This is a genomic window from Rhodococcus sp. LW-XY12, from assembly GCF_019317345.1.
In the GTDB taxonomy this organism is placed as follows: domain Bacteria; phylum Actinomycetota; class Actinomycetes; order Mycobacteriales; family Mycobacteriaceae; genus Rhodococcus; species Rhodococcus pyridinivorans.
The window spans coordinates 4351400-4378383 of the sequence record NZ_CP079225.1; the positions used below are offsets into that span (position 1 = coordinate 4351400).

Annotated in this window: 25 protein-coding genes and 1 pseudogene; 14 read left to right on the top strand and 12 right to left on the bottom strand. The window is 66.0% G+C overall.

Annotation, left to right across the window (positions count from 1 at the left end):
* Positions 1–320: 320 nt before the first annotated feature.
* From KXC42_RS19895 to KXC42_RS19905, 3 genes are all read left to right on the top strand, one after another.
* The gene (locus tag KXC42_RS19895) at positions 321–1001 is read left to right on the top strand and encodes an IclR family transcriptional regulator (RefSeq protein WP_219129455.1); all 681 of its coding nucleotides are present in this window, start codon (positions 321–323) and stop codon (positions 999–1001) included.
* Positions 1002–1175: 174 nt separating this feature from the next.
* Positions 1176–3536 carry a cytochrome P450/oxidoreductase gene (locus KXC42_RS19900; protein ID WP_219129456.1) on the top strand — a complete coding sequence of 787 codons (2361 nt, stop codon included), beginning with the start codon at positions 1176–1178 and terminating at the stop codon, positions 3534–3536.
* Positions 3537–3572: 36 nt separating this feature from the next.
* On the top strand, positions 3573–4937 hold the full coding sequence (locus tag KXC42_RS19905) for an MFS transporter (RefSeq protein WP_219129457.1): 1365 nt from the start codon (positions 3573–3575) through the stop codon (positions 4935–4937).
* Between the two features lie 144 nt (positions 4938–5081).
* Here the strand turns inward: KXC42_RS19905 and KXC42_RS19910 are convergent, their stop codons facing one another.
* From KXC42_RS19910 to KXC42_RS19930, 5 genes are all read right to left on the bottom strand, one after another.
* On the bottom strand, positions 5082–5987 hold the full coding sequence (locus KXC42_RS19910) for a dioxygenase (protein ID WP_006553078.1): 906 nt from the start codon (positions 5985–5987) through the stop codon (positions 5082–5084).
* Positions 5988–6001: 14 nt separating this feature from the next.
* Positions 6002–7066 carry a maleylacetate reductase gene (locus tag KXC42_RS19915; protein WP_039958257.1) on the bottom strand — a complete coding sequence of 355 codons (1065 nt, stop codon included), beginning with the start codon at positions 7064–7066 and terminating at the stop codon, positions 6002–6004.
* Positions 7067–7080: 14 nt separating this feature from the next.
* Complete coding sequence (locus KXC42_RS19920; protein ID WP_257605887.1) at positions 7081–7413, bottom strand: hypothetical protein; 333 nt, start codon at positions 7411–7413, stop codon at positions 7081–7083.
* On the bottom strand, positions 7410–8582 hold the full coding sequence (locus KXC42_RS19925) for an ISAs1 family transposase (RefSeq protein ID WP_219129458.1): 1173 nt from the start codon (positions 8580–8582) through the stop codon (positions 7410–7412). Before KXC42_RS19925 ends, KXC42_RS19920 begins: the two co-directional genes overlap by 4 nt.
* A gap of 127 nt (positions 8583–8709) precedes the next feature.
* Complete coding sequence (locus tag KXC42_RS19930) at positions 8710–10074, bottom strand: bifunctional 3-(3-hydroxy-phenyl)propionate/3-hydroxycinnamic acid hydroxylase (protein WP_257605888.1); 1365 nt, start codon at positions 10072–10074, stop codon at positions 8710–8712.
* A gap of 129 nt (positions 10075–10203) precedes the next feature.
* On the opposite strand from KXC42_RS19930, the gene KXC42_RS19935 reads away from it, so the two are divergent.
* Complete coding sequence (locus KXC42_RS19935) at positions 10204–10848, top strand: TetR/AcrR family transcriptional regulator (protein ID WP_094980052.1); 645 nt, start codon at positions 10204–10206, stop codon at positions 10846–10848.
* Between the two features lie 10 nt (positions 10849–10858).
* On the opposite strand, the gene KXC42_RS19940 is transcribed toward KXC42_RS19935, so the two are convergent.
* Entirely contained in the window at positions 10859–11389 is a 531-nt protein-coding gene (locus KXC42_RS19940) for a nuclear transport factor 2 family protein (RefSeq protein WP_112320118.1), read from the bottom strand.
* A 345-nt stretch (positions 11390–11734) separates the two neighbouring features.
* Between KXC42_RS19940 and KXC42_RS19945 the strand changes: the two genes are divergently transcribed.
* From KXC42_RS19945 to KXC42_RS19960, 4 genes are all read left to right on the top strand, one after another.
* Positions 11735–12907, top strand: coding sequence for an acyl-CoA dehydrogenase family protein (locus KXC42_RS19945; protein WP_006553083.1), 1173 nt, complete (start codon positions 11735–11737; stop codon positions 12905–12907).
* Positions 12908–12934: 27 nt separating this feature from the next.
* Positions 12935–13846, top strand: a complete 912-nt coding sequence (gene bphC, locus KXC42_RS19950; RefSeq protein ID WP_006553084.1) for a biphenyl-2,3-diol 1,2-dioxygenase — start codon at positions 12935–12937, stop codon at positions 13844–13846.
* 159 nt (positions 13847–14005) lie between these two features.
* Positions 14006–14671 carry an IclR family transcriptional regulator gene (locus KXC42_RS19955; RefSeq protein WP_033096268.1) on the top strand — a complete coding sequence of 222 codons (666 nt, stop codon included), beginning with the start codon at positions 14006–14008 and terminating at the stop codon, positions 14669–14671.
* A 70-nt stretch (positions 14672–14741) separates the two neighbouring features.
* Entirely contained in the window at positions 14742–15524 is a 783-nt protein-coding gene (locus tag KXC42_RS19960; protein WP_257605889.1) for an IclR family transcriptional regulator, read from the top strand.
* Here the strand turns inward: KXC42_RS19960 and KXC42_RS19965 are convergent.
* On the bottom strand, positions 15506–16294 hold the full coding sequence (locus KXC42_RS19965; RefSeq protein ID WP_145692261.1) for an SDR family NAD(P)-dependent oxidoreductase: 789 nt from the start codon (positions 16292–16294) through the stop codon (positions 15506–15508). The genes KXC42_RS19960 and KXC42_RS19965 overlap by 19 nt on opposite strands.
* Before the next feature lie 108 nt (positions 16295–16402).
* On the opposite strand from KXC42_RS19965, the gene KXC42_RS19970 reads away from it, so the two are divergent.
* Complete coding sequence (locus KXC42_RS19970; protein WP_006553088.1) at positions 16403–16990, top strand: TetR/AcrR family transcriptional regulator; 588 nt, start codon at positions 16403–16405, stop codon at positions 16988–16990.
* Between the two features lie 36 nt (positions 16991–17026).
* Here KXC42_RS19970 and KXC42_RS19975 read toward each other — a convergent pair whose 3' ends face one another.
* The 3 genes from KXC42_RS19975 to KXC42_RS19985 all read right to left on the bottom strand — a co-directional run bounded on the left by KXC42_RS19975 (position 17027) and on the right by KXC42_RS19985 (position 20779).
* Positions 17027–18163: a Rieske 2Fe-2S domain-containing protein gene (locus KXC42_RS19975; protein WP_200358658.1), complete on the bottom strand. Its 1137-nt coding sequence runs from the start codon at positions 18161–18163 to the stop codon at positions 17027–17029.
* A 505-nt stretch (positions 18164–18668) separates the two neighbouring features.
* The gene (locus KXC42_RS19980) at positions 18669–20075 is read right to left on the bottom strand and encodes a cell wall metabolism sensor histidine kinase WalK (RefSeq protein WP_219129460.1); all 1407 of its coding nucleotides are present in this window, start codon (positions 20073–20075) and stop codon (positions 18669–18671) included.
* Positions 20072–20779, bottom strand: coding sequence for a response regulator transcription factor (locus KXC42_RS19985; protein ID WP_024101966.1), 708 nt, complete (start codon positions 20777–20779; stop codon positions 20072–20074). The genes KXC42_RS19980 and KXC42_RS19985 overlap by 4 nt, the downstream gene beginning before the upstream one ends.
* A 133-nt stretch (positions 20780–20912) precedes the next feature.
* On the opposite strand from KXC42_RS19985, the gene KXC42_RS19990 reads away from it, so the two are divergent.
* From KXC42_RS19990 to KXC42_RS20005, 4 genes are read left to right on the top strand one after another with little or no spacing between them, the layout of a single operon-like run.
* Positions 20913–21755: a polyphosphate polymerase domain-containing protein gene (locus KXC42_RS19990; RefSeq protein ID WP_219129461.1), complete on the top strand. Its 843-nt coding sequence runs from the start codon at positions 20913–20915 to the stop codon at positions 21753–21755.
* 28 nt (positions 21756–21783) lie between these two features.
* Positions 21784–22461 carry a DUF4956 domain-containing protein gene (locus tag KXC42_RS19995; protein ID WP_006553093.1) on the top strand — a complete coding sequence of 226 codons (678 nt, stop codon included), beginning with the start codon at positions 21784–21786 and terminating at the stop codon, positions 22459–22461.
* Complete coding sequence (locus KXC42_RS20000; protein WP_219129462.1) at positions 22461–23930, top strand: CotH kinase family protein; 1470 nt, start codon at positions 22461–22463, stop codon at positions 23928–23930. Before KXC42_RS19995 ends, KXC42_RS20000 begins: the two co-directional genes overlap by 1 nt.
* Before the next feature lie 41 nt (positions 23931–23971).
* Positions 23972–24769: an enoyl-CoA hydratase gene (locus KXC42_RS20005; protein ID WP_033096272.1), complete on the top strand. Its 798-nt coding sequence runs from the start codon at positions 23972–23974 to the stop codon at positions 24767–24769.
* Positions 24770–25018: 249 nt separating this feature from the next.
* Here the strand turns inward: KXC42_RS20005 and KXC42_RS20010 are convergent, their stop codons facing one another.
* Both KXC42_RS20010 and KXC42_RS20015 read right to left on the bottom strand, forming a co-directional pair.
* Positions 25019–25306: a hypothetical protein gene (locus KXC42_RS20010; protein WP_219129463.1), complete on the bottom strand. Its 288-nt coding sequence runs from the start codon at positions 25304–25306 to the stop codon at positions 25019–25021.
* 44 nt (positions 25307–25350) lie between these two features.
* Positions 25351–25512 (bottom strand): annotated as a pseudogene (locus KXC42_RS20015) (PaaI family thioesterase); the annotation flags it as partial.
* A 583-nt stretch (positions 25513–26095) separates the two neighbouring features.
* Here KXC42_RS20015 and KXC42_RS20020 point away from each other — a divergent pair.
* Positions 26096–26968, top strand: a complete 873-nt coding sequence (locus KXC42_RS20020) for an alpha/beta fold hydrolase (RefSeq protein WP_219129464.1) — start codon at positions 26096–26098, stop codon at positions 26966–26968.
* Positions 26969–26984: the final 16 nt, after the last annotated feature.

Sequence of the window (26984 nt, forward strand, 5' to 3'; positions counted from 1 at the left end):
AGCCAAACCCGGCACCCACCAGCACAAACCCCATCATCCCAGGTAGACGGCAGTAACCGCACCTACCGCAGCTCCCGAGAGTTACGTGATGATAATCACGTTTATGTGACGTTCTTTCCAACCCGGGACCCGATCGATTTCCCGAGATCGACGAGAGCCGGGCGCCGAATAGTGTTACTTCGAGTTTCCGAAACATCAAGCGCCCCCTGCCAGGTGGTGAGGACACCACGCGGCCCGCGCAACCCGACCGCCATGCCGATAGCCGGAGATGTGGCCGGGATAGGCTTCGGTATCGCTAGCGAGAGCCCCGAGGAGAACTGTTGAGCACCCTCCAGACCCTTGATCGCGGTCTACGCGCGCTGGACATCGTGTCGCAGCGACCAGGGGGAATCTCGATCGCGGAACTCTCGGCCGAGCTGGAGGTCGCTCGGGCCATCGGCTATCGAATCGTCGCGACTCTCGAAGCACACTCACTCGTAGCCCGAATGCACGACGGCCGGATCAGATTGGCAGTGGGAGCCGCACTACTCGGTTCGCGCTTCCGTCCCCGCTTGCGCGAGGTGACGCAACCGCTCCTGCGAGACCTGGCACAGCAGACATCGGCCACCGCTTTCCTGTCGACCCTCGAGGGCGACGAGTGCGTAGTGATCGCGGTGGCCGAACCCGATTCGGGCATCCTCCGAGTGGGTTACCGAGTCGGCACCAGACATCCGGTGTCCAAGGGCGCGGCCGGTATCGCCATCCTCGCCGGGCGCCCCGCATCGGAATCCGACACCGACGCAATCCGACGCGCACGCGAGGACGGCTTCAGCATCACCGCCGGCGAACTCGAACACGGCGCTGTCGGCGTGGCAGCAAGCGTGCGTTTCCCCCTCGGCCACGAGGGCATGGGATTCGAGGCGAGCGTCGGTGTCGTCGCGATCGAAGGTCTCGATACCGACACTGCGGCAACCGCCGTTGTGGCGACCGCCGCACGGATCAACAGCCTGCTCGATACCTGACCAGTACAGCCGCGCTCGAGGACGCCCGCTGAGGGCGTCCTTTTCTTGCCCTCAGCACAGAGATCCAACCCCGGCATTGACGCCGAGTGTGACCACCGTTACCGTCTGAATGTGCGTTCAACGAACACATATGTTCGATAAAAGTAAATTCGCAGTTCGCAGATGGAGAGCATCATGACGAGTCAGTCGATCGGCACCGTCCTCGACACCCCGCAACCCGCCGCGGAGAGCCGCTGCCCCATCGACCACACCGCCTTCACCTCCCCTACCGGCTGCCCCGTCTCCCCGCGCGCCGCATCGTTCGATCCCTTCACCGGGCCGTACCAGGTGGACCCCGCCGCATCTCTGCGTTGGTCGCGTGACGAAGAGCCCGTCTTCTACAGCCCCGAACTCGGATACTGGGTGGTCACGCGCTACGAAGACGTCAAAGCCGTCTTCCGCGACAACGAACTCTTCTCGCCTTCGATCGCTCTCGAGAAGATCACCCCGACCTCCGACGAGGCGAACGCTGTTCTGGCCCGATACGGCTATGCCATGAACCGCACTCTCGTCAACGAGGACGAACCGGCACACATGCCGCGACGCCGCGCGCTGATGGAACCCTTCACTCCCGCCGCGCTCGCCCACCACGAACCGATGGTGCGCCGGCTGACCCGCGAATACGTCGATCGTTTCATCGATACCGGCCACGTCGACCTCGTCGACGAGATGCTCTGGGAGGTCCCGCTCACCGTCGCCCTGCACTTCCTCGGCGTGCCCGAGGAAGACATGGACACCCTGCGCGAGTACTCGATCGCGCACACCGTCAACACGTGGGGACGACCTGCTCCCGAGCAGCAGGTCGCCGTCGCCGATGCCGTCGGGAAGTTCTGGCAGTTCGCGGGCACCGTTCTCGACAAGATGCGGAAGGATCCCAGCGGGCACGGCTGGATGCCTTTCGGCATCCGCGTTCAGCAGGAACAGCCGGACGTCGTCACCGACTCCTACCTGCACTCGATGATGATGGCCGGCATCGTCGCCGCGCACGAGACGACCGCCAACGCCTCTGCGAATGCCTTGCGGCTGTTGCTCGAACATCGCGACGTGTGGGAAGAGATCTGCGCCGACCCGAGCCTGATCCCCAACGCGGTCGAAGAATGCCTGCGTCATTCCGGATCGGTAGCGGCGTGGCGGCGTCTCGTCACCGCGGACACCACGATCAACGGTGTCGCCATTCCTGCCGGGGCGAAGCTACTGATCGTCAACTCGTCCGCGAACCACGACGAACGCCACTTCGACCAGGCCGACGACTTCGACATCCGGCGCGACAACGCCAGCGACCATCTCACCTTCGGGTACGGCAGCCACCAGTGCATGGGAAAAAACCTCGCACGCATGGAGATCCAGATCTTCCTCGAAGAACTGACCCGGCGCCTGCCACACATGGAGCTGGTCCCGGATCAGGAATTCACCTATCTGCCCAACACCTCGTTCCGCGGACCCGATCATGTGTGGGTTCGCTGGGATCCGACGCGCAACCCCGAACGAGCCGATCCGGAATTGCTGTCCCTTCAGCAGCCGGTCAAGATCGGCGAACCGTCGAAGAACACGATCGCTCGCACCATGGCCGTCTCCGGACTCGAACCCGTTGCCGACGACACCCTGCTGATCACCCTGCGCGACACGAGCGGGCGGCCGCTGCCGAAATGGTCCGCCGGGTCGCATATCGACGTCGACTGCGGTGCAGTGTCGCGACAGTACTCACTGTGCGGTGACCCGAACGATCGCAACACTTTCCAGGTGGCCGTCCTCCACGATCGGGAGAGTCGGGGCGGGTCGCGCTGGATCCACACCGAACTTTCCGTCGGCGCCACGCTTCGGGTGCGGGGTCCCCGCAACCACTTCAAGCTCGACCCCGACGCGAAACGGTATGTCTTCGTCGCCGGCGGCATCGGCATCACCCCGGTGATCGCGATGGCCGACCAGGTCAAGGCCGCCGGCGGCGACTACGAGATCCACTACGCCGGGCGCTCGCGTACCTCGATGGCGTTTCTCGACCGTCTCGCACGCGACCACGGCGATCGGGTCCGGCTCTATCCCGGCGACGAAGGCACCCGCATGGACCTTCCCGCTCTCTTCGCCGAACCGGAAGAGGGCACGCAGGTGTACTCGTGCGGTCCCGAACGTCTGCTCTCCGCACTCGGCGAGGCCACCGCACATTGGCCCGACGACACCCTGCACGTCGAACACTTCTCCTCCACGCTCGAAGAACTCGATCCCTCCAAGGAGCACGGCTTCGAGGTGGTGCTGAAGGATTCCGGCATCACCGTCCCGGTCGCTGCCGATCAGACAGTGCTCCAGGCACTTCGAGCCGCCAACATCGACGCGCAGAGCGATTGTGAGGAAGGCATCTGCGGCGCATGCGAGGTACCTGTCCTCGACGGCGAGGTCGACCACCGCGACCTGGTCCTCACCAAGGCCGAGCGCGCAGCCGGAAAAACCATGATGACCTGCTGCTCCCGCGCATGCGGCGACAAGCTGACCCTCCAGCTGTGACACAGCAACCCTCGAAACTGATCCGAAAGGCACGACATGACCACCATCGAGCAGTCGGGTACGCCGTCCGTCCCACCGGACTCCGGCACACCGACCACCAGAACGCCGTTCAAACGGGTTCTGGCCGGCAGCATGGCCGGCGCCGTCCTCGAGTGGTACGACTTCGCGATCTACGGCATCCTCGCCGCGACCGTCCTCGGCCCTCTGTTCTTCCCCAGCGGCAACCCGGTCGCCTCCTTGTTGATGGCACTCGCCACACAAGGACTCGGGTTCGTCGCCCGGCCCCTCGGCGGCATCGTCTTCGGCCATCTCGGTGACAAGTTCGGACGCAAACCCATTCTGGTTGCAACGTTCCTCATGCTCGGCGGTGCGACCGCCGCGATCGGACTGCTCCCCACCTACGGCCAGATCGGGATCTGGGCCACCGTCGCCCTGGTGGTCCTGCGCATGATCCAGGGCTTCGCCCTCGGTGGCGAGTTCGGCGCCGCAGTGATCCTGGTCAGCGAATACGGCGAACCCAAGCGCCGGGGATTCTGGGCGGCATGGCCGCAGTCCGGAGCTCCGGCCGGTACCGTCCTGGCCACCGTCACGGTGGGCATACTCGCGGTCGTCTTCCCCGGGGACGCATTCGACGACTGGGGTTGGCGCGTCGCCTTCCTCCTCGCCGTGCCGTTGCTCGTCATCGGCTTCCTGATCCGTCGGGGCGTCGAGGAATCGCCGGTCTACCGGGCCGCGCAGGAGAAGGCCGAGTCCGCCGAGAACAAGGCTGCCCGCAAGGAATCGTCCAGCATCATCGAGGCTCTGCGTAAGCCGCGCCCGCTGCTCCACGGCCTCGGCATGCGTCTGGGCGAGAACATCGCGTTCTACGTCTACACGATCTTCGTCATCGCGTACGCCACGACCTATTTCGACTACACCCGCGGCGCGATCGTCACCACCGTCGCCTTCGCATCGGTCTGCCAGTTCCTCGGAATGATCGGCGGCGGATGGTGGTCCGACCGGGTGGGACGCAAGATCGCCATGCTCGTCCCGGCCGTCTCGCTCGTCATCTGGGCGCCGATCTTCTTCTCCCTGGTGCACACCGAGAACATGACCGCGCTCGGTGTGGGTGTGTGCGTCGGCGCGCTGCTGCACGGCATGCTCGCCGGCCCGGAAGCCGCATGGATCACGGAACTCTTCCCCACCAAGTACCGCTTCGCCGGTTCGTCGCTGGTGTTCCAGGGCTCGTCGATCATCGCCGGCGCTCCTGCCCCGTTCATCGCGGTGTGGCTGGTCGACCGCTTCAGTGCCACCGCAGTCATCGTCTATCTGGTGATCACCATGTCGATCACCGTGATCGCCGTGGCCACCAGTCGCGAGACGAAGGGCGTCGATCTCGACAAGCTCGAAGAACTCTACTGAGCACACCTTGATGTCGAGCCCCACCGACGCCGTCCCCGGCGCCGGTGGGGTTCGGCTTTTGCGAAACAACTTCGCGCGGTGAAACGGGGTTCGCCCGGCGTGTTGCAGGGGCGAACCTCGTTTCACCGCGTCAACCGGTGGGGGTCAGACGCCCTCGGGCGCGAGCACGATGTCGAACCGGGCCTTGGCCCAGGAGCTGTCCCCGAGGTCGCGTCCGTCCGGCGTCGGGGTGCCGGGCGCCTGCTGCGCGAACTCCTTGACGAGCGAGTCCTTCACGCCGAAGACGCTGTCGCCGATCTCGAGCTGCGGGTCGCCGTCGACGAAGATGTGGGTGACCAGGGTCCGCAGCTCGTCGGCGCTCACCATGAAGTGCAGGTGCGCGGCACGCACGGGTGAGCGACCGGTCGCGTCGAGCATCTTCCCCACCGGACCGTCGTGCGGGATGGGATACGGGACGGGTGTCAGTGCCCAGAATCGGTAGGCGCCCTGGTCGTCGGTGAACAGATGCGCGCGACCCGCGACACGCCCGTCGGTGTACTGCACGTCGTAGAAGCCGTCCTCGTCGCACTCCCACACCTCGATGCGAGCATTGGGCACGGGGTTGCCGTCGGTGTCGGTGACGGTGCCCTCGATCCAGCACGGCTGGCCCGACGCGCCGCCGGCCATGTCGCCGCCGAGCGGGATCTCGGGTGCGTCCTCGACGAAGAACGGGCCGAAGACGGTCGCGTCGGTCGCACCCTTGTACGCCTGGTTGTTCACAGCGATGGTCTGCATCGACGCACCGAGAACGTCGGAGAGCAGGACGAATTCCTGACGCTTGTCGTCGGTGATGTGCCCGACGGCGGTGAGGAACTCGATGGCCTTGTTCCACTCGGCTTCGGTCAGGCGCACGTCGCGGATGAAGGCGTGCAGGTGCGTCGTCAGCGATTGCATGATCTGCTTCAGCCGCGGGTCGGGGGTGTTCTCGAAGGACGCCAGCACCCGGCCGATCAGTTCTTCTTCGAGGGCCTGTTGGGCGGGGGTGGTGCGGGTACCGGGTTCGACGGTCATGGCCGCTGTCCTTTCTACGACGGGAAGTTGTCGCCGGCGTGCGCGCTGCGGAGCAGATCGCGCAGGTCGTCGGCGGAGACGGAGCGAGGGTTCGACGGGGGTACGACGGGCAGGACCAGCTCGACCGCTTCGTCGATATTCGACTCGTCGAAGCCGTAGTCCTTCAGCGCGCGCGGAGCATTCAGCTCGGCGCGCAACGCGTTCAGGCCGGCGACGGCGGTATCGGCACCGAAGGCCGCGGCCATCCGGCGTTCGGCATCGGGCGCTGCCGGCGCGTTGAACGCCAGCACGTAGGGCAGCACCGTGGCGTGGGTCTGGGCGTGTGGCAGGTCGTAGGCGCCGCCGAGGACGTGACAGATCTTGTGATGCAAGCCCGAACCGGCGGAGGCGAACGCCACCGCCGAGAGGTAGGCGCCATAGAGGGCCTGTTCGCGCCCCTCGAGATTCGACGGGTCGGCCTGGATCGCCGGCAGTCCTTCGGTGAGCGCCCGGATGCCTTCGGCGCCGAGTGCCCGGTTGATCGGGTCGGCGCGCGGCGCCCACATCGAGTCGACGCAGTGCGCGAGCGCGTTGAGACCCGACGCCACCGACAGTTCTGCCGGCAGCGACAGGGTGAGCTGTGCGTCGTAGACGACGCTGACGGGCAGCACCGCCGTGTCCACGCCGGTGGTCTTCCGCGAGGCCTCCGTCAGACCCCATACGTTTGTTGCCTCGGATCCGGCGTAGGTAGTGGGCACCGCGACGATCGGGATGCCGGACGTGAGTGCGACGGCCTTGGCGAGTCCGGTGGTGGAGCCGCCTCCGACGCTCACGATCAGGTCGATTGCATGTTCTGCGGCCGCCTTTCGTGCAGCCTCGGCGCGCTCGACCGGCACGTGCGCGGCGACACCGTCGTGGAAGACGGCGACGTCGATGTCGCGGCACACCTGCTGCGCCACAGTCTCTTCGGCGGGTGAGGCCACGACCATCACGCGGGTCGCGCCGAGGCGGGACACCTCTCCGGCAACGTTCTCGGCCGCTCGTCCCGCCCCGAACAGCACGCGTTGACCGAGGGTGACGTGGTGGAAATCCATAGCCATGGTCGATCTTCCTTTCACGCGGCCGGGGTGGTCACGTCGACGGTCAGGTGGAGGCCGGCGAGGATCGTGTCGAGCGAGGCCTGCAGCCCGGCAGTATCCGACGCGGTGGCGGCGACATAGAAGTCGGGTCGCAGAATCACGAACTCCGCTCCGATCTCGTCAAGCCATGCGCTGTACGTTCCGTCGACGTCCGTCACGTCGCACTCCGCTTCTCCGATACGCACGCAGCGACCGTCGAGATCGGCCCACCGCCGCGACTGTTCGACGGTCAGCAGGTCGGCCGGTGACTCTCCACGTCCCAGGGTTCCGTAGTTGTTGAATCCCAGATCTGTGACCAGCGTTTTCATGCTCTCAGGACCAGGTCGACGGCATGATGAGGGTTCGCCGCCAGACGTCGGCATGCCTGGGCGATGTTCGACTGCCCGGCCCGACGATGCAGTCCGATGACCACGTTCCTCAACGTCGCCATCACCTGCGGACCATGTCCGGCGCGAACAGTGGACCTGTCTTCATCGAACGTCACATCCCGCACGTAGTGGACCTTGTTCTCGATTGCCCAATGACCCCGGATCCACGACGCCAGCAACCTCGGCGGCGCCTGCTCACACGGCAGCGAACAGATCGCGTAGACAACTTCGATGCTCCACTCCTCGGTGCCGATCACGCGGCGCAACCGGGTGACCTCAATAGCCTGCTGCGCGTAGGGAAAACGCAGACCACGGGCCACCGTGACAATCTTGTAGCTGCGCTGCTCCTCACGGCCGTGCCCCCGCTCGAGCGGATCGGACCACACCACCGGCACCTGCTCCCAGGGCTGACTCTGAACCCGGGCGAGCAGCCCCGGCTGGTTCGCCTTGACGACCATGACGTACTCGGCCCGACACTGCTCGCGCAGACATCGTGCGGTCGTCTTCTGCGTATGCATAGCGTCGACGGTGACCACCGCCCCCGCGAGATCGAGTCCGCGCACCAGCCTTCTGACCGCGGGAATCTCGTTGGACTTGTCAGCGGTGCGGCACTGCCCGAGCACCACACCCTCGGCGTGGGTGACCGCCGACACCAGATGCGGAGCCACTGTTGTCCCGATGCGGGCGCCGCGGATCGTCTTACCGTCCACGGCCACCGCCACGCATCCAGTGGCGTCGGTGCAGGCGGCCAAATGCGCGCTGAGCACCCGGTCGAGGGTGTCACCGTCGATCCGTCCGAGTACCTGCCGGATCGTGGCCTCACTCGGAATCCGGAATCGGATACCGCACCGGGCCAACACTTCCTGAGGGACACCGGTAACCCAGTCTGCGATGGCGTAGAAGGATCGGGCGCCGGTGGCGACAGCGCACAATGCCACGGCAATCAACGATGGCAGTCGGTAGCGGCGACCGCGCCGATCCCGGGGATCGGGCAGCGCTTCGAGTGCTGTGAGCAGCGCCGGTAGGTGCGCATCGTCGGCGACGGTCGTGGTCCACCGGGCCAGTTGGTCAAGGCAGGGGTCGATCGGGGACACTGTCCCGGCGGGCATGGGTGACTCCTCGTGGACGATCTGGGTGCGTGAGATACATCCATGATCAATCCCTGTCTCCATGCCCGCTCAACCGGCCTTGGTGGCGCATCGAGTAACTCAAAATCCCAGGTCATAGGACCGCTGATCAACAACTACGGCACCCTGCTCCACGTCCCAGGATGATCCACCCGCGCCCGACCACGTCGTCGAACCGTCCGGACCGGCCGTTCGCCTCCACGATGCCCTGCACCGACAGTTCGCCTGCGTGCGCGGAGCCTTGCTGCCAGATACCCGGTCCGAGAGAGGCGATGTCGGTGTCGACCGGAGCGCCGTCGGACGAGGCTGCCTCTGCGATCATGCGACGATCTCGCTCCGCCGCCTCCTCGGGGTCGGCGATGCAGATGACCTGCCCGAGACGCATCGAGAAGTCGATGTAGTGACGCACGTGCCCCTTGCGTTCGGTGCCGTACGAGTCGAGAACGGCGTCGTCCGCCCGGCCCGACAGCACCAGGTCGAGGCGCCACGCCAGGGCGACGGAGTCGCGCAGGCCCGCACACATACCCTCGCCCGCGAAGGGCGGCATGAGGTGTGCGGCGTCTCCCGCGATCAGTCCCCTTCCGCGACGCCATGTCTCGGCCCAGCGCGCCTGGAACCGGTAGACGGCGGAGCGTTCGAGCTCCGCATTGTCGGGGTTCACGCCCCACGGCTCGAGCAGTCGCCAGGCAGATTTCTCCGACGCGAGTTCGGTCGGGTCCTCGCCGGGCAGCACCATGTACTCCCAGCGGCGCCGGCCGGGGCCGCCGGGAACGATGGTCGTCGGTCGCACCGGGTCGCACAGCTGCCAGTGAGTGGGACCCAGGTCGGGCAGGTCGCCCTTCGGGATCATGTCGAGGATCAGCCAGTCGAAGAAGAAGCCGTGGTCGGTGAAGTCCAGCTCGAGGGCTTGCCGGACGAAGCTGTTGGCACCGTCGGCTCCCACGACGTACTGCGCGCGGATCTGTTCCTGCACGGACGCACCGGCGATGTCGGTCACCGTGCCGCTGACGGTGATGCCGTTCTCGTCCTGTTCGAGACCCACTGCGGTCCAGCCGCGCCGGATGGTCACCGTGGGCAGTTCGGCCGCGACCTCGCGCAGACGTTTCTCGAGCTCGGGCTGGGAGAACCAGTAGCGCGTGCGCCACCCCGAGGCAGCGACGGACTTCCAATCCACCTCGAGCAGGGTCTCCCCGGCGGCGTTGCGCCAGTAGTAGAGATCGTCGTGGAACTCGATCGCCGGATCGTCGTCCGAATCGATGCCGAGAACGGCGAGGATGCGGGCGATCTCGTGATCGAACGTCACGGCGCGCGGCTGCTCGTAGGGGGTGGGCCACTTGTCGACGACGGTGACGCGATGCCCTTGCCGGCCGAGGAGGACCGCCAGGAGGGTGCCGACCGGTCCGCAGCCGACGACGGCGACATCGGTGTCGAACTGTCGGACGTCGTCCGCGGGAAGAGTGTGGAGGTTCGTCATGGCGAGTGGCCTTTCGGGTGATCTACGTCATACCGACTGAGACCATGGTGACACAGTCCTCAATATTGAGCAATCCCTCAGTTTTGATTGCATGCTCATATCCCTGTTCGCCTGGCGTACGGTACGGACGTGCCCACCACTCCGAACGAAGCCGCAACGCCTGCCACGTCGCGCCACCAGCGCCGACGCGAGAAGACTCGCGCGCGCCTCATCGAGGCCGCGCGCACGCTGGTCGCCGAACGGGGCGTGGACGCGGTCGGACTGTCCGACATCACCGAAGCCGCCGACCTCGGCGTCGGCACGTTCTACAACTACTTCGCGTCCCGCGACGAGATCGTCGAAGCCGTCGCCGAAGAATCCATCGAATCCCTCGGCGCCCGTATGGATTCGATGACGGAAGACATGCCGGATACGGCAGAGAGGTTCGCGTCGTCGCTGCGACACCTCGTGCGGCACGCGATGAGCGACCCGCTGTGGGGATGGTTCGTCGTCCGGCTCGGTATCGCACACCCGAAACTCATCGGTATCCTCGGCCCGCGCGCCGCGCGCGACCTGCGCTACGGCGTCGACGCCGGCCGGTTCACCATCACGGATATCGACATCGCGACGGCTTGCGTGTTCGGCTCTCTGCTGTCGACGCTGCACCACGTGGTCTCGGCCGAGGCTCCCGAGAACATCGACGAGATCTACGCACGGGCGATGCTGTGCATGGTGGGGATGGATCCCGCGGAAGCGGAAGAAGTCGCCACGCGCCCGCTGCCGGAACTGCCCTGACGGGCGTCGTTCAGAGACGCTTCAGGAAGCTGAAGAAACCGGGGGTGTGCACCTCACGCAGACGTGTGAGCTTGCGGTAGGAGATCAGCCAGACACCGTCGACCTTGCGGTACTGCTCGTGATAATGCCCCCACCCGTGCAGCGACTCCTCGACGCCGTCGTTGTCCCACCACAGCTCGTCCTCCATCGCCCAGATGCCACGGGCAGTGGTGGTGGATTCGAGGACGATCTCGGGGCAGTGGCCGTGGTGCGCCGAGGTGATCGCCACCGGTCCGTCGAGGAAGTTGCTGATGGTGCGGGTGAGTGCCTCGCGACCCACCACGCGACCGGCTTCCTCACCGGTGCGGGGCTGCTTGTCGCTGGGGAGTCCGCCCCACGTCTCGCTCACGACGTCCTCGGTGTGCAAGGTGGGGTACAGCTCCCACTGCTTGGTGTCCATCACCCGCAGCCGGGCCGAGAAGACCTGCTCGATCTCGTGGATGGCGAGAAGCTGTTCGGCCGCAGACAGGTCGCTGGTCGGGCGGTCCGTGGTCTCGGTCATGGCGATCCTTCCGGAGCGGGCGGTCAGCTGCTTGTCTACCGATCGCCGGACGGAATCTCCTGCGACATCCCGTTGATCGGAACAACCGGCATCCTCGCGCGGTGAAACGGGTCCGGCGCGGCGTGTTGCAGGGGCGCGCCTCGTTTCATGGCGTCAACATGAGCGCGGGCCCACTCCGAGTTGCCCAGGATGTTCCGTTCAACGGAAACACCGGTGCGCGCTCACATCACAGCTGGGACTGTTCGACACGCCACACCTGCACAGCGCAAGTCGCTCCGTACCCCGGAGCACCCCTCCACGTAGTCCCGGCTCGTCAGCAGCCGATTCCCAGGAAGAGTCACCGTCATGGGCCAAGTATTGGACAGGATCATGCAGCACGCGGACGAGATCCGCAGTGAAGGCATCGTCGGCGACGAGCAGATGCGACTGTCGGACATCTCGGCGAAGCACCTGCGCGACTCCGGCATCATCCGCATGTTGCAGCCGAAGGAATTCGGCGGCGCGGAAGCCCACCCCCGCGAGTTCGCCGAGACCGTCATGTCCATCGGCGCTCTCGACGGTGCGACCGGCTGGGTGGCAGGCATCGTCGGTGTGCATCCGTGGGAGCTCACCTTCTTCGACACGAAGGCCCAGGAGGAGATCTGGGGCGACGACAACGACATGTGGATGGCGTCGCCGTACGCACCGATGGGTGTCGCTGTGCCGGTCGACGGGGGTTACATCCTCAACGGCCGCTGGTCGTTCTCGTCGGGTACCGACCACTGCGGTTGGGTGATGATCGGTGCTGCCGTCGGCGACAAGGACGGCAACCGCACCGGCCAGGTCCTGCACGTGCTGCTCCCCCGCTCGGACTACGAGATCGACGCGGACAGCTGGAACGTCATCGGCCTGCGCGGCACCGGATCGAAGGATCTGATCGTCAAGGACGCGTTCCTGCCCGAGTACCGCACGATCGATGCGGACATCGTGCTCAGCGGAAACGGCTGGCGACACGCGGGTCGCGACGAGACGCTGTACAAGTTCCCCTTCTCGTACATCTTCCCGCTGGGCATCACCTCGTCGCTGATCGGCATGACCGAGGGCGCGCTGGCCTGCTACATCGCCGCGCAGAAGGAGCGCGTTCAGGTCACCGGTGTCCCGATCAAGGAGGACCCGTACGTCCTTTTCGCGATCAGCGAGGCGGCCGCCGAGATCTCCGCGTCGCGGCTCGCGTTGCTCGAGACCGTCGACCGGTTCTGGGACAAGACCGACCGCGGTGAGGAGATCAGCTTCGAGGAGCGCGCCATCGGCCGGCGCACCCAGATCTCGTCGGCGTGGCGTGCGGTGCGGGCGATGGACGAGATCTTCGCGCGCGCCGGTGGCGCGGCGGTGCACCTGAAGACACCGATGCAGCGCTTCTGGCGCGACGCGCACGTCGGTCTGACCCACGCCATCCACGTGCCGGGCATGATCTACCACTCCGCAGCTCTCACTCAGCTCGGTGGCGACCCGCAGGGCCCCTACCGCGCAATGATCTGATTCCCTTCCACTTTCGAGGACGACGACATGACTGAACTGAGAGGTCTCGGCTACCTCCGAATCCAGACGCAGGATGTGCCGCGCTGGCGCGCCCTGCTGCTCGACGGGCTCGGCATGGCCGAGGGAACCGGGCCCGAGGCCGACGGCTTCTACGCCCGCATCGACGAGCGTCGCTCGCGCATCCAGGTGCTGCCTGGCGAGTCCGACAAGGCACTGGCCGTGGGCTGGGAGGTGCGTGACGAGTTCGCGCTCCAGCGCGTGCGTGAGGCCGTAGAGAAGTCGGGACGCACCGTCGAGGTGCTCTCGCACAAGGAAGCGACCTACATCGACGCCGAGGGTGCCATCGCGTTCGAAGATCCGGCCGGAACCCGCCTCGAGGTGTTCTTCGGGCCGGTGCTCGACCACAGCCCGGTCGTGACGCGGTTCGGTGGACACTGGGTGACCGGCGGCCTCGGCCTGGGCCACGTCGTGCTGCCGACGGCGAACTTCGCCGAGACGTACGAGTTCTACACGCAGGTGCTCGGTTTCCTGCCGCGCGGCTCGATCCGCCTCGACGAGGACGGTCTCGTGCGCGTCCGCTTCCTCGGCATCAACGAGCGGCACCACAGCCTCGCGCTGTGCCCGGCTCCGCCGAACGAGGAACCCGGCCTGGTGCACTTGATGACCGAGGTCGACACCCTCGACGCGGTCGGTCAGGCCCTCGATCGGGTGAACAAGCTCGACTTCTCGATCTCGTCGACACTCGGCCGGCACACCAACGACAAGATGATCTCGTTCTACGTTCGTGCACCCGGAGGCTGGGACCTCGAGTTCGGCACCGAGGGCATGCTCGTCGACGAGCGTCACTACACGTCCGAGGAGATCACGGCAGATGCGTACTGGGGCCACGACCAGTCGGGATCCGAGCCGTTGAAGGCGTTCCTGCCACCCACTGCCTGACACCCCACGGTCCGTCCGACGAAATGCACCGCGACTTCCGGTCGCGGTGCATTTTCGTTGTTCCTGAAATTCGTTCTTCCGCGGAGCTCCGAGTGGCGCTACAGTCGTAGATACTCATTGATCGGTCGATCAATCAACGAACATGCCACGGAGAAGACCATGCCCGAAGTCCTCCCCACCCCCTCGTCCGTCATGGATCGCCTCGGCCTGCTGCTCGAACCGTTCCGCGACACGGACGGCCTCACCCTCACCGAGCTGTGCCGACGGACAGGCTTCCCCCGTTCGTCCGCTCATCGGATGCTTCTCCAACTCGTGCGGGTCGGGTGGATGCGTCGCAGCGGCACCACCTATCACCTCGGCCCGAAGATCGTCGAGCTCGGCGCCCTCGCGCAGGCACACGACCGGATCCACAGCGCCGCCCTCCGCTCGATGTACGACCTGCACCGAGAGACCGGCCTCGTCGTCCACCTGACCGTTCTCGACGACGACCAGGTCGTCTACCTGGAGAAGGTGAGCGGCGCGCAGTCCACCGACAGCACGTGGGCGGGCCAGCGGCACCTTGCCGAGGACACCGTCGCCGGCCTGGCGCTGCTGGCGCGACGCGACGGAACCCACCCCGCCCTGACGGGCAGCAACGGGCACTCACTCGTCGACGGTGTCGTACACGGAGGCGAGTGCTTCCGGCACGCCGTCGCCGCCTTCGCCGCGGGCGACGGCGAGATCGCCGCACTGTCGCTGGCCGGCCCGGTGGAGGCGATCAGCGAGGACGCGGTCCGACGGTTGCGTCGAGCCGCCGACCACCTGGAGACGACCTTGACCGCGTGACATCACACCCTGTCAACCGATCCGCTGATCAATCGATCAGTCGATGATCTCGATGCATTGCGAGGATCCCATGGCACTCGACGACGAGTTCTCCAACGCCTTCATCGCCCGCGTGGCCGGACTGCTGGACGAGTTCCACACCGGCGATCGGCTCACCCTCTCCGAGCTCTCGACTCGCACGGGTCTGCCCCGCTCGTCCACTCACCGCTTGCTCACCCAGCTCGTCGAGCACGGCTGGGTGAGCAAGCGCGGCAAGACCTACGCCCTCGGACGCACCCCCCTCGAATGGGGCGCGTTGGCGCGGAACCACGACCGTCTGCACCGAGCAGCCCACCCCGTCCTGCACGACCTGCATTCGGCGACGGGTCTCGTCGTGCATCTGGCCGTCCTCGAAGGTGGCGACGTGCGCTACGTCGACAAGATCGGACGTGGACCCCTCGTGCTCCCTTCGCGCATCGGCGGGCGGCAGCCGGCACATCGCACCGCCCTCGGTAAGGCCCTCCTGGCCCACACCCGACTGCACGCCTCCCTTCCTGCAACAGGATGCACGTACCCCAGTGCCCCGAGAGCAGAGCATCTGCTGTCCCGCAACGAGATCGCACATATTCGCGAGCGACGTGTCGCGCACGAGCGTGAGGAATCGGTGCCGGGTGTCGCGTGCGTGGCGGCGCCCATCGGAAACGGGCAGACGTGCGTGGGCGCACTGTCCGTGACAGGACCCGTCGACATCGTCGACACCGTCGGCCTGGCCACCCCGGTCCGGCTCGCGGCGCGGGCGGTGTGGCGTGCCCTGTCCCCGAGCGATTCTCGGCCACACCTCTCCCGATCGGTGGGTCAGCGCACCAGCGCCTGACCTCCGTCCACCGGAAGCGAGTGGCCGGTGATGTAGCGGGCCGCCTCGCTGCACAGGAAGACGACAGCGGGCCCGATGTCGGTCTCGGGATCGCCGAGCCGGCCGAGCGGGATCGAACTCGCGTATGCGGCTGCTTCGTCCGGCTCGCGTTCCGCCCACTCCTGCATGGCCACCGAATCGGCGAGCGGCAGAATCGAATTGACGCGGATCCCGTCCGCCGCCCACTCACAGGCGGCGGTGCGGGTGAGAACCCGGATCGCTTCCTTCGCGGCGGCGTATCCACCCGTGCCCGAGGGGTTCCACCGGATACCGGCCGCCGATCCGAGATTGACGATCGAACCACCGCCGCGCAGGTGCGGATGGCACGCCCGCATCATCCGCCAGGTCGCGGTGGGCCCGGATTCCATACCTCCGCGGTACACGTCCTCGTCGAGTTCGAGGAGCGTTCCCGGCGCCGGCGACTGCGCGTTGTTCACCAGGATGGACAGTCCGCCGAACTCCTGCACCACGGCGGCGACCGTCTCCTCGACCGCCGCACCATCGGTCACGTCGCACACATACGGCACCGCGCGACCACCACGGTCGGTGATCTCCACGGCGGTCGCACCGATCGTCTCCGCGGTGCGACCCACGACAGCAACAGCGGCGCCGGCGGCAGCGAGCGCGAGTGCAATCCCCCTCCCGATGCCCTGACCTGCGCCGGTCACGAGAGCTGTGGCGCCTGCCAGCGGCGTAGCGGGAACGATCGGGTCCATCCGGGACACGGCCATGCATACTCCTGAAGACGTGAAGAACATGAACCCATTGATCGGTTGATCAATGGGTGTGGCAGAATACGGTCCGAAGCAGGCCTGTACGGGCCTTACGAGAGGACGATGGTGGACCCGCAGGAGCGAAAGCGGCAGATACTCGACCGGTCGGCGGAGATCTTCGCCCGCAAGGGGGTCACCGCCACCACCATCCGCGAGATCGCGGACGCGGTCGGTGTCTATTCCGGAGCGCTCTACCACTACTTCCCGTCGAAGGAAGCGATCGTCACCGAGCTCATCCGCGAGTACATCACCGACCTCAACGAACGATGCCGCGAGGTGCTGGCGCGGTCGCTACCGCCCGTCGAGCGACTCGTGGCATTCACACAGATCGCGCTGGAGACCTCCGAGGACTACCACGGAGCAACCTCCATCTGGCGACGCGAAGGCGAGTACATGCGTGAGCGCGTCGTCGAGGCCGACATGGTCTCCTCGGCCGACGCCATGCAGGTCGCGTGGCGAGAAGCCATCCGCGACGGCATCGCCGAAGGCGTCTTCCGTACCGACATCGATCCCGAGACGTTCCGGGAACTGATCTACGACGCGGTCTGGCACGCCTCCCGCTGGTATCGGCCCGGTCCGGACCGTACTCTCGCCGCCCTCGCGCGCACCATCGTGTCGGTGTTCGTCGACGGTTTCCGCCGACGCGACACATGATCCGCCCCGCCGCGTACGGCGGGACGGATCATCGGATCACTCCGCCGAACCGGTGAGGTTCTCCTCGACCTCCTTGTGCCACGACTCGAGCGCACGGGAGGTGTCCACCTCGAACTCGAAACGCTGCGTCATGTCCGGCGTGACGTCCTCGAGGTCGACGTAGAACTGGTTGTACCAGCGACGCAGCTGGTAGACCGGGCCGTCCTCCTCGGTGAGGAGCGGATTCTCGATGCGGGACTTGTGCTTCCAGATCTCGATGTCCTGGGCGAACTGCTCCTCGAGACCGTCGGTGAACATCTTCGCCATCTCGGCGGCCTGCTCCTCGGACATGCCCTCGATCTTCTTGACGATCGTGCCGAACTGCAGCACGAACGAGTTGTTCGTGACCGGGTAGTGGCAGTTGATCAGCTTCGACTCGATGGTCGTGCCCTCGGAGACCGTGTAGATCGTATCGAGCATGAAGGACGGACCGTAGTAGAAGGCGTCCGAGATCGTCTGCGCCTCCGGCAGATCCATCTGCACACCGGTCTTGATGTCGTCGCGCCCGTAGGAGCGCATGTGCTGGCCGGCGATGTGCCCGTCGAAGACGTTCTTGAAGTACTCGGGCATCTGGAAGTGCACGTAGAAGAAGTGCGCCATATCGACGACGTTGTCGACGATCTCACGGCAGTGCGATCCCTCGACGTGGATGGTCGTCCACGTCCAGTCGCTCCACTGCCCGTCCTCGTAGCCCTCGATCTCGGGGATCGCGAGCTCGGGAGTGGGCTCACTACCCTGCGGGCAGTGCCAGACGAACAGAACGCCGTTGCGCTCCATCGTCGTCCACGCCTTGGTACGGCCGAGCTTCGGCGTGCGGCGCGCGTACGGCACCGCTTCGCAACGGCCCTGGCCGTTCCAGCGCCAGTCGTGGAACGGGCACGCGATGGTGTCGCCCTTGATCTCGCCGCGCGCGAGGTTGCCGCCCATGTGCCGGCAGAAGGCGTCGAGCACGTGCAGCTTTCCTGCCGTGTCGGCGAAGACCACCAGGTCGGTGCCGAACACCTTGACCTGATGCGGCTTTCCGTCACGGAAGTTCTTGGCGAGGCCGATGCAGTGCCATCCGCGCGCGAAGCGGGTGGGGTTGGTACCGGGATCGATGTTGCGGATCTCGATCCGCTCCTGGGGGACGGTCATGTTTTCTCCTGCGCTGACGAGGGGTGATGGGGCTGACGAGAGTCGAAGGCGAGCGACGATCACCGGGCTGGGGCGACCGTCTCCGTGGAAGCGAGAGGAGCGATCGTAGGATCGATCCGGTTCCCGGTCCGGATCACACCGTCGGCCACCGCCTCGTCCACGGTGCGATCGAGCGCTTCGCACCGCATCACGTAGGCACCCGGACCAGCGGTGGCGATCTCTCGGCACGACTCCCGGGCCTCGTCGGACCATTGGATGCTGGTATGAGCTGGGCTGTACTTCGCGACGAGCACACGAGCGCCGCAGGTATGACAGGCGAGCGACTGCATTGTTGCCGGTTCCCTTCCTCGGATGAGCCGAGACTAGGAACCGCGATGTGTGCGGCGACACAGCTTTTCAGCCCAGCGGGACAAACGGAGTTCTAGCGAACGCCCGGCGACTTCTCGTCGCGCGGTGAAACGGGGTTCACGCGGCGTGTTGCAGGGGCGAACCCCGTTTTAGCGCGTCAGCTGGGGAGTAGCCGTGGGATGCGGACACGGAAGGTCGAGCCGACTCCCTGTTCCGACTCCACCTCCACCTTCCCGCCGTGCGCCGCGACCAGCGCAGCGACGATCGACAGGCCCAGACCACTCCCACCCGACGCGCGGGTGCGGGAGGCGTCGGCGCGGTAGAAGCGTTCGAAGACGCGCTCGCGGTCGTCGGGATCGAGACCGGGGCCGGTGTCGGCGACTTCCAGGATCGCATCGGAGTCCGAGGTACCCACCCGCACTGTGACATCGGCGTCTGGTGGGGTGTGGGTCAGGGCGTTTGTGACGAGATTGCTCAACACCTGACGCAGACGGGCGTCGTCGCCGAGAACCTCGGGAGTGCCTGGGCCGTCGATGATGTCGAGGGTAACGGTCCGTTCGGGTGCGACGGCGCGCGCGTTGTGCACCGCGTCGGCGGCGACCGCGAGCAGATCCACCGGGGAACGGTCGAGCGGACGTTGTTCGTCGAGTCGCGCAAGCATCAGCAGGTCTTCGACGAGCAGACCCATACGGCGGGCCTCGCGTTCGATGCGGTCCATGAGCATGACGGTGTCGGCACTCGCGCCCTGCCGGTACAACTCGGCGAAACCGCGGATGGTGGTGAGCGGAGTTCGGAGTTCGTGGCTGGCATCGGCGACGAAGCGACGCATCTTCTCCTCCGAGCGTCGCGCCGACTCCTCGGATGCTGCGGTTGCTGCGAAGGCTGATTCGATCCTGCCGAGCATGGCGTTGAAGGTCACCGACAACCGCCCGATCTCGGTTCGGGGATCGCCCTCGGGCACCCGCTCGCTGAGGTCGCCTTCAGCGATCGCGGCGGCGGTGCGCTCGACCTCGTCGAGGGGACGCAGGCTCATCCGCACGACGACACCGCCGCCCACCGCCAGCGCGACCAGCACGACCGCACCGATCACCGTCTGCAGCACGACGAGCCTGTCCACCGTCTCCTCGGACTCGGCCAGGCTCATCCCGACCGTGGTCACGACACCCACAGCGTTCTCGGTGCTCATCACCCGCCAGTGCGGACCGTCGTCGCCCACGGATCCGACGGTGACGGGCCTGCCCGTCGGATCCTCAGGCACATCCGGTGCGGTCGACTCGTCGTTGACGACGAACAGCACCTGCCCGTCGGCGTCGACGACCTGCACGTAGAAGGGGCTCGGTGGTCGCCGGGAGGTGGGGGCGTCCAGCGGTGGCGTCGGTGGCGGCTTGTCGGGTCGCGCCCAGGTCCGTGCGGCCTCCTCGAGGTCCCGGTCGACGCGCGACAGCAGAGAGTTCTGCAGAGCCGAGGTGACGGCAACACCCGACGCGAGCAGACCGATGCCGGCCAGGAGCACCAGGGCGGCCACCAGCGTCCAACGGAGTGGCAGCGCCCGCAGCCGGTTCATGTGCGGGGTTCCCGCATCACGTAGCCCACCCCGCGAACGGTGTGGATGAGGGGGACGTCGCCGATGTCCACCTTGCGTCGCAGATACGACACGTACGACTCGACAACCCCGACCTCACCGCCGAAGTCGTAGTTCCACACGTGCTCGAGGATGCGGGGCTTGCTCAGCACCGTCCCGGCGTTGAGCATGAAGTACCGCAGCAGCGTGAACTCGGTCGGCGACAGCGACACGGGCTTGCCGGCCTTGAACACCTCGTGGGTGTCCTCGTCGAGTTCGAGGTCGGCGAAGGTGATGCGGGAGCTGCGTTCGGTCTCGGACACCTTGCCGGCGCGGCGCAGGATCGTGCGCAGCCGGGCGATGACCTCTTCGAGGCTGAACGGTTTGGTGACGTAGTCGTCGGCGCCGAGCGTCAGGCCCGCGACCTTGTCCTCCACCGCGTCTTTCGCGGTCAGGAACAGCACGGGCGCGTCGATGCCGTCGGCGCGCAGGCGGCGCAGCAGGCCCATGCCGTCCATCCCGGGCATCATCACGTCGAGGATCACTGCGTCGGGCCGGAAGCGTCGCGCCTTGTCCAGTCCTTCGGCGCCGTTGCTCGCGGTCTCCACCTCGAAGCCCTGGAACTTCAGGCTCACGGACAGCAGTTCGACGATGCTCGGCTCGTCGTCGACGACGAGCACGCGCGCTTCGGGAATCCGGTCGGTCACGACTTCGATTGTCGCGGGTAGGGCTGGCACCGCGCTCGAGATTTCCTGGCAGGTTCCTGTGAGCTTTCCGATTGTCAGGAAGTTGCCAGGAGAACTCCACGGAACCTCGAGATCACGAGTGTGTGCTGTGGGGGTGAACAACGGCTATCAACAGACCGCGAGCAGACTGCACGCGTTCAACCGGTACGAGATCAAGTATTTCGTCGACGAGATGAAGGTGCCCGAACTACGGCGCGAGCTCGCCGCCCGGATGGACACCGATCCGTACTCCCCACACGGGGGCTATCCGGTGACGTCGCTGTACTACGACACCCCGGATCTGCGGTTCTACTGGGAGAAGATCGAAGGCTTGAAGTTCCGCCGCAAGGTACGCATGCGGCTGTACGGCGACCCGGCCGCATGCACCGACGACTCTCCCGTGCAGGTCGAGATCAAGCAGCGCGTCAACCGGGTGACCCAGAAGCGTCGCACTGCCCTCCCGTACGGCGTCGCCCTGCGATGGCTGAACGGACGCGAGGACATCGAGTGCGACGACTCGCAGCGGCCGTTCGTCGACGAGGTCTCCGGTCTCGTGGGGAATCTGGATCTGCGACCGATCGTGACCACCGGCTATCTGCGCGAGGCGTTCGTCGGACGCGACGCCGACCTCGGCCTGCGCGTGACGATCGACCACAAGGTGCACGGCCGCGACCGCGACTTCCACTTCGCGTCCGGCGCAGAGAACCGCTTCATCATCCCGCCGAAGCTGGCCGTCGTAGAGCTCAAGGCCAACGAGCGGGTGCCCTACTGGGCGACCGATTTGACGGCCCGGCTGGACATGTCGGTGATCCGGGTGTCGAAGTACTGCCAGTCGGTCGAGGCGTTCGGGCTCGCACCCCGGTCCCGTTTCGGTGCACCGGAACTGGTGTCGCCGGACGGCTCCGACGCGCAGGTACCCACCGATCTTCTGTCCACCGAACCGATTCCGGCTCGCTGACCTTCCCTTCTCCGAAACAAGGACGGATATGAACTTCGATTTCCAAGATCTCAGTGGCACGTTCACGACCTTCGACATCGTGGTGTCGCTGGCGTTGTCGTTCGTGCTGTCGAGCGTCATTGCGTGGGTCTACCGCTACACGCACAAGAACGTCTCCTACAGCCAGTCCTACGTACAGACGCTGGTGCTGGTCGGCATGGTCATCGCGCTCATCATGCTGGTGGTCGGATCGAACATCGCCCGGGCGTTCGCTCTCGTCGGCGCGCTCTCGGTGGTGCGATTCCGCAACGCCATCAAAGAAACTCGCGATGTCGGGTTCATCTTCCTGGTGATGGCCATCGGCATGACCACCGGTACCCGCTTCTACGTGCTCGCCATCGCGGCGACCGTCGCGATCTGCCTCGTACTGCTGATCATGAACAAGTTCAACTGGTTCACGCTCGACGTGCAGCGTCAGGTGGTCAAGGTGCAGGTGCCGCCGGAGCCGGCCTACACCAGCACCGTCGAGGACATTCTCATCAAGCACTGCAGTGAATACGAGTTGGTGTCCACCGAATCCGTCCGCGCCGGCGCTCTGGTGGAGCTGTACTACACGGCGCAGCTGAAGAAGGGCACGAGCTCGAACGACCTGATCGCGGCACTGAGCGCCGTCAATGCCGGCCAGCGGGTGAGCGTCCTGACCGGATACGACCAGACCGACCTGTGATGACTGCACCCACCCCGCGGCGCCGTCTGCGGCACCGGATACCGACCTCGCTGCGGCGGCACTGGAAACTGCCGGTGGCGTTCATCGCGTTCGTCGCGATCGTGGCCACGGCCTTCGGAGCGACACGCGTGCGGCCCTACATCACAGGCGACCCGACGATCATCTCCTCGGAGATCACCGAGAACGTCGCCGGCACAGTCGATCTGTTCGACACCTCCGTCACACACGAGTTGTCGCTCGAGATCGGCGACGCCGAGTACGACGACATGATCTCCGCATACGAGAAGGACGGCGACAAGGAGTGGGTGGTCGCCGATGTGGTCATCGACGGCACCCGCATCGACGACGTGGGTGTGCGCCTGAAGGGCAACTCGACGCTGCGCGGCCTGCAGGGCGAGGGTTTCGATCAGGCGCAAGGCCCGCCCGGGATGGAGGGCACGGTTCAGGTGGATCCGGAGGATCCGACCTCGTTGCCCTTGCTGATCCGTTTCGACGAGTACGTCGACGGTCGCGCGTATCAGGGCATGACAGAACTGTCGGTGCGGCCCGGCTCGCCGGTGATCAACGAGGCGATGGCGTTGTCGCTCACCGCCGAGACCGATCAACCGACCCAGCGGTACGCGTACACGGTGTACTCGGTCAACGACAGCGCCACCGCGACACGACTGGTGCTCGAGCATCCCGATGAGCAGTACGCCAACTCGCTGTTCGACTCCCCCGGCTATCTCTACAAGGCCGATGCGTCGTCGCGGTTCGAGTACGTCGGCGACGACCAGTCGGACTACGCCGACCAATTCGAGGAGATCAATGCCGCCGACTCCGGGACGCTGCAACCCATCATCAGCTTCCTGAAGTGGATGGACTCGGCCGACGACGCAGAGTTCGACGCGCACCTCGCCGACTGGGTCGACGTCGAGTCCTTCGCTCGGTACGTCGCCACACAGAACCTGCTCGTCAACTTCGACGACATGGCCGGACCCGGTCAGAACTACTACCTCTGGTACGACCTCGACACGAAGAAGCTCTCGGTGGTCTCGTGGGATCTGAACATGGCCATGCAGGGTGATACTTCCGCAGGCCCGGACGACTCCATCTCCATGATGGGCGGCATGGGACCGGCCGGTCGCCCGCAGGGCATGGCGGACGCCACGCCACCGGAGGGGATGCCTCAGGCCATGCCACCTGGAATGCCTGGAGGTGAGAGTCGCGGACCAGGCGGCGGCAATACCTTGAAGACCCGTTTCCTCGACTCCGACGCCTTCACGGAGATCTACCACCGGGTGTATCAGGAGCTGTCCGAACAGATCTACGGCAACGGTCTGGCACTCGAGGTGCTCGACGCGGTGGCGGCGTCGGTGCCGACCTCCGACGGCCTCACTGCCGAGGCGCTGCAGGAGAGCGTCGACTCGATGCGCTCCTGGATCGGGGAACGTACGCAGGCACAAGTTCAGTGGATTCAGCCCAGTTGAGCGAGGTCGGATGCACCGAAGTTACGGATACTGTCGGGCCCATGACTTCCGAAGAAATCCTGCTCGTCGAGCAGCGCGATTCCGTCCGCATTCTCACCTTCAACCGCCCGGAGGCGCGGAATGCGCTGAGCTCGGCGCTCATCGATGCCCTGCGCACCGAGATCGCTGCAGCGGAGGCGGACGACGAGACGAACGTCGTGGTCCTTACCGGCACCGACCCGGCCTTCTGCGCCGGACTCGACCTGCAGGAACTCGGGGAAGGTGGAGGCAACCTGTCGCTGGTGTCCGGCGCCGACCTCCCCGTCGGTCATCCGTGGAAGCCCATCTCCAAGCCGATCATCGGCGCGGTGAACGGCGCCGCCATCACCGGTGGTCTCGAAATGGCACTCGCGTGCGACTTCCTCATCGCGTCCGAGCGCGCCCGCTTCGCCGACACCCACGCGCGAGTCGGCGTCCTGCCGGGTTGGGGACTCACCCAGCGCCTGCCCGCGGCGGTGGGTCCGGGCTTCGCGCGTCGCATGAGCCTGTCCGGCAACTTCGTGGGTGCCGAGGAGGCGCTGCGTGCGGGTCTGGTGACGCAGGTCGTCGCGCATGACGAACTGCTCGGCACGGCCGTGGAGGTCGCGCGGACGATCGCCGGCAACGACCAATCCGGTATGCGGGCGTTGCTCGCGTCGTACCGCCGGGCCGAGGAGCATGTCGTCGAACCGGCCCTACGGGTGGAGCAGCAGACCTCGGAAGAGTGGATGCGGGAGTTCTCGCCGTCGCGGGTCGCCGAGCGACGGGCTGCGGTGATCGAACGCGGAAAGTCCCAGAACGCCGTGAATCCCAAGTCCTGAAACGCCCATGACCAAAGGGCATTTCGGTCTAATCGGACACTTTTATCACAGAAATATAACAACTAGTGACGGCAGGTAACAGGCTTTGAGGCCTTCGCGAAGTATGGGACGGAAGTGAATCGATCTTGCGGATCCATTCACTTCCCGCGCCCGTTCGCGGGCGTGCCCATCCACAACGACATGGAGGTATTCCTATGCTGCTCGGATCTCTCGCACTGACCCTTGGTGGACTGCTCGCCGCTCTCGGCATCATTCTCTGACAGCCGGACCGATCGACTCCGCGCCCGCACCACCCCCTGCGTGCGGGCGCGGTTCGGTCCATTCGGACGGATCCACTTCCGGAGTCCGGAAAACTGTTTCCTCGTCACACTTTTCGGACATCTTCTTCTCGAGTTCGTCCTTCTCGCGCTGCGCCATCTCGGGGTCGACGTCCTCACCCGGGACGGGTCCGGGATCTGTAGCCGGCGCGCCCTGACCGGGATCGGCCGCGTCGATCTCGTTGGAGCCGGTGTGCTTGATCGGGAGAAACGGTTCCATGCTTGCCATGAATACGGATTCCCGACACCGATGCGCGCAAACAACTACTCCGGCAACGGAACGTTCTGCAGTCGCAGCTGACCGCGAGCGAGGACCTTGCCGGTCGTGGTGTCGGTGATGATCACCAGCCACAGTTGCTGAGTCCTCCCCTGCTGCAACGGTTCTGCCGTGACCGACGCGCGGCATCCCGTCGTCGAACGCAGGAAGTGGCTTCCTCGACGACGAAGCCGCTCGCCTCGACGAATCGGCTCGGCGGCTTCTGCCCGTAGTCCTCGATCGTCGGACGAGCCTCGGTAGTTCCGGTCATCGCCCTGCTCCAGTGGGGGGACAAATACTGTGCAGATCCCGACGGCCCGTCACTGCTCATCGAACACCGCGACTGTGGCGCTTCGGTCGAAGCGGTCGTGCAATGCGCCCACGGCCACGGTCCGCTGCGGCCGAGCGAGTCGCAGACCCGGCCGGGTCCGACCGCGCGAAAACTCCCCGAGGGCACGAAAACATAACGAAGTGAATTTTCGGTCCGCGGCAGTGTTTCGCACCGAGGCGGCGGGTACTCCTCGGTCAGCGTCCCGGTGCGGACGCAGTCCGGATAACCGAACGACAGGAGGAACACATATGCACTTCGGATCTCTTGCGCTCCTCGGCGGACTGCCTGCGAAACCGGGCATCGCCCACTGAGCCAGCGCACACCGCGTCCGCATCCGTCATGGGTGCGGACGCGGTCGTATGTGCGATGAATTTCTCGGGCGGCGCGGGTCGGTACGGTCACCGACCCCAGAAGGAGCCGACATGCCCGAATTCGTCACCCACTCGATCGACGTCCCTGGCGCGACTCTCGTCTACGACGTCCGCACCGTCCCCGGCGACGCCACCCCGCTGCTGCTCGCCGGATCCCCGATGGACGCGAGCGGCTTCACGAGCCTCGCCTCCTTCTTCGACGACCGGACGGTGATCACCTACGACCCGCGCGGCACGGGTCGTGGCACGCGCACCGACACGTCGATGCAGTCCACTCCCGCTCTGCACGCCGACGACCTGCACCGGATCCTCGTCGAACTCGATCTCGGTCCCGTCGACGTCTTCGCCAGCAGCGGCGGCGCAGTCAACGCGCTCGAACTCGTCTCGCGCCACCCCGAGCAGGTGCGCACGCTGGTCGCGCACGAACCGCCGATCATGGAACTGTTGCCCGATCGCATCGGGGCCGAAGCGGTGCGCGACGACATCCGCGACACCTATCAGCGCAGCGGCCTCGGACCGGCCATGGCGAAGTTCATCGCCCTGGTCGGCTACGGAGGTGAACTGACCTCCGACTATCTCGACCGGCCCGCTCCGAGCCCGTCCGACTTCGGACTGCCCAGCGAGGACGACGGGACCCGCGACGACGTGCTGCTGGGTCAGAACTGGATGTCGTGCACGGGCTACCACCCCGATCTCGACGCTCTCGCGAACGCGTCCACGCGCATCGTCGTCGCAGGTGGTCGCGAGTCGGTACGCCAGCTGTGCGGCCGCGCCTCGGCAGCGCTCGCCGACCGGCTCGGCACAACTCCGACGCTGTTCCCCGGCGATCACGGTGGCTTCATGGGTGCCTCAGAGGGTATGCCCGGCGATCCTGAAGCTTTCGCCGCCGTGCTCCGCGACGTGCTCCAACCGAGCCGCGTGTAATCCGTCCGATCCGCTC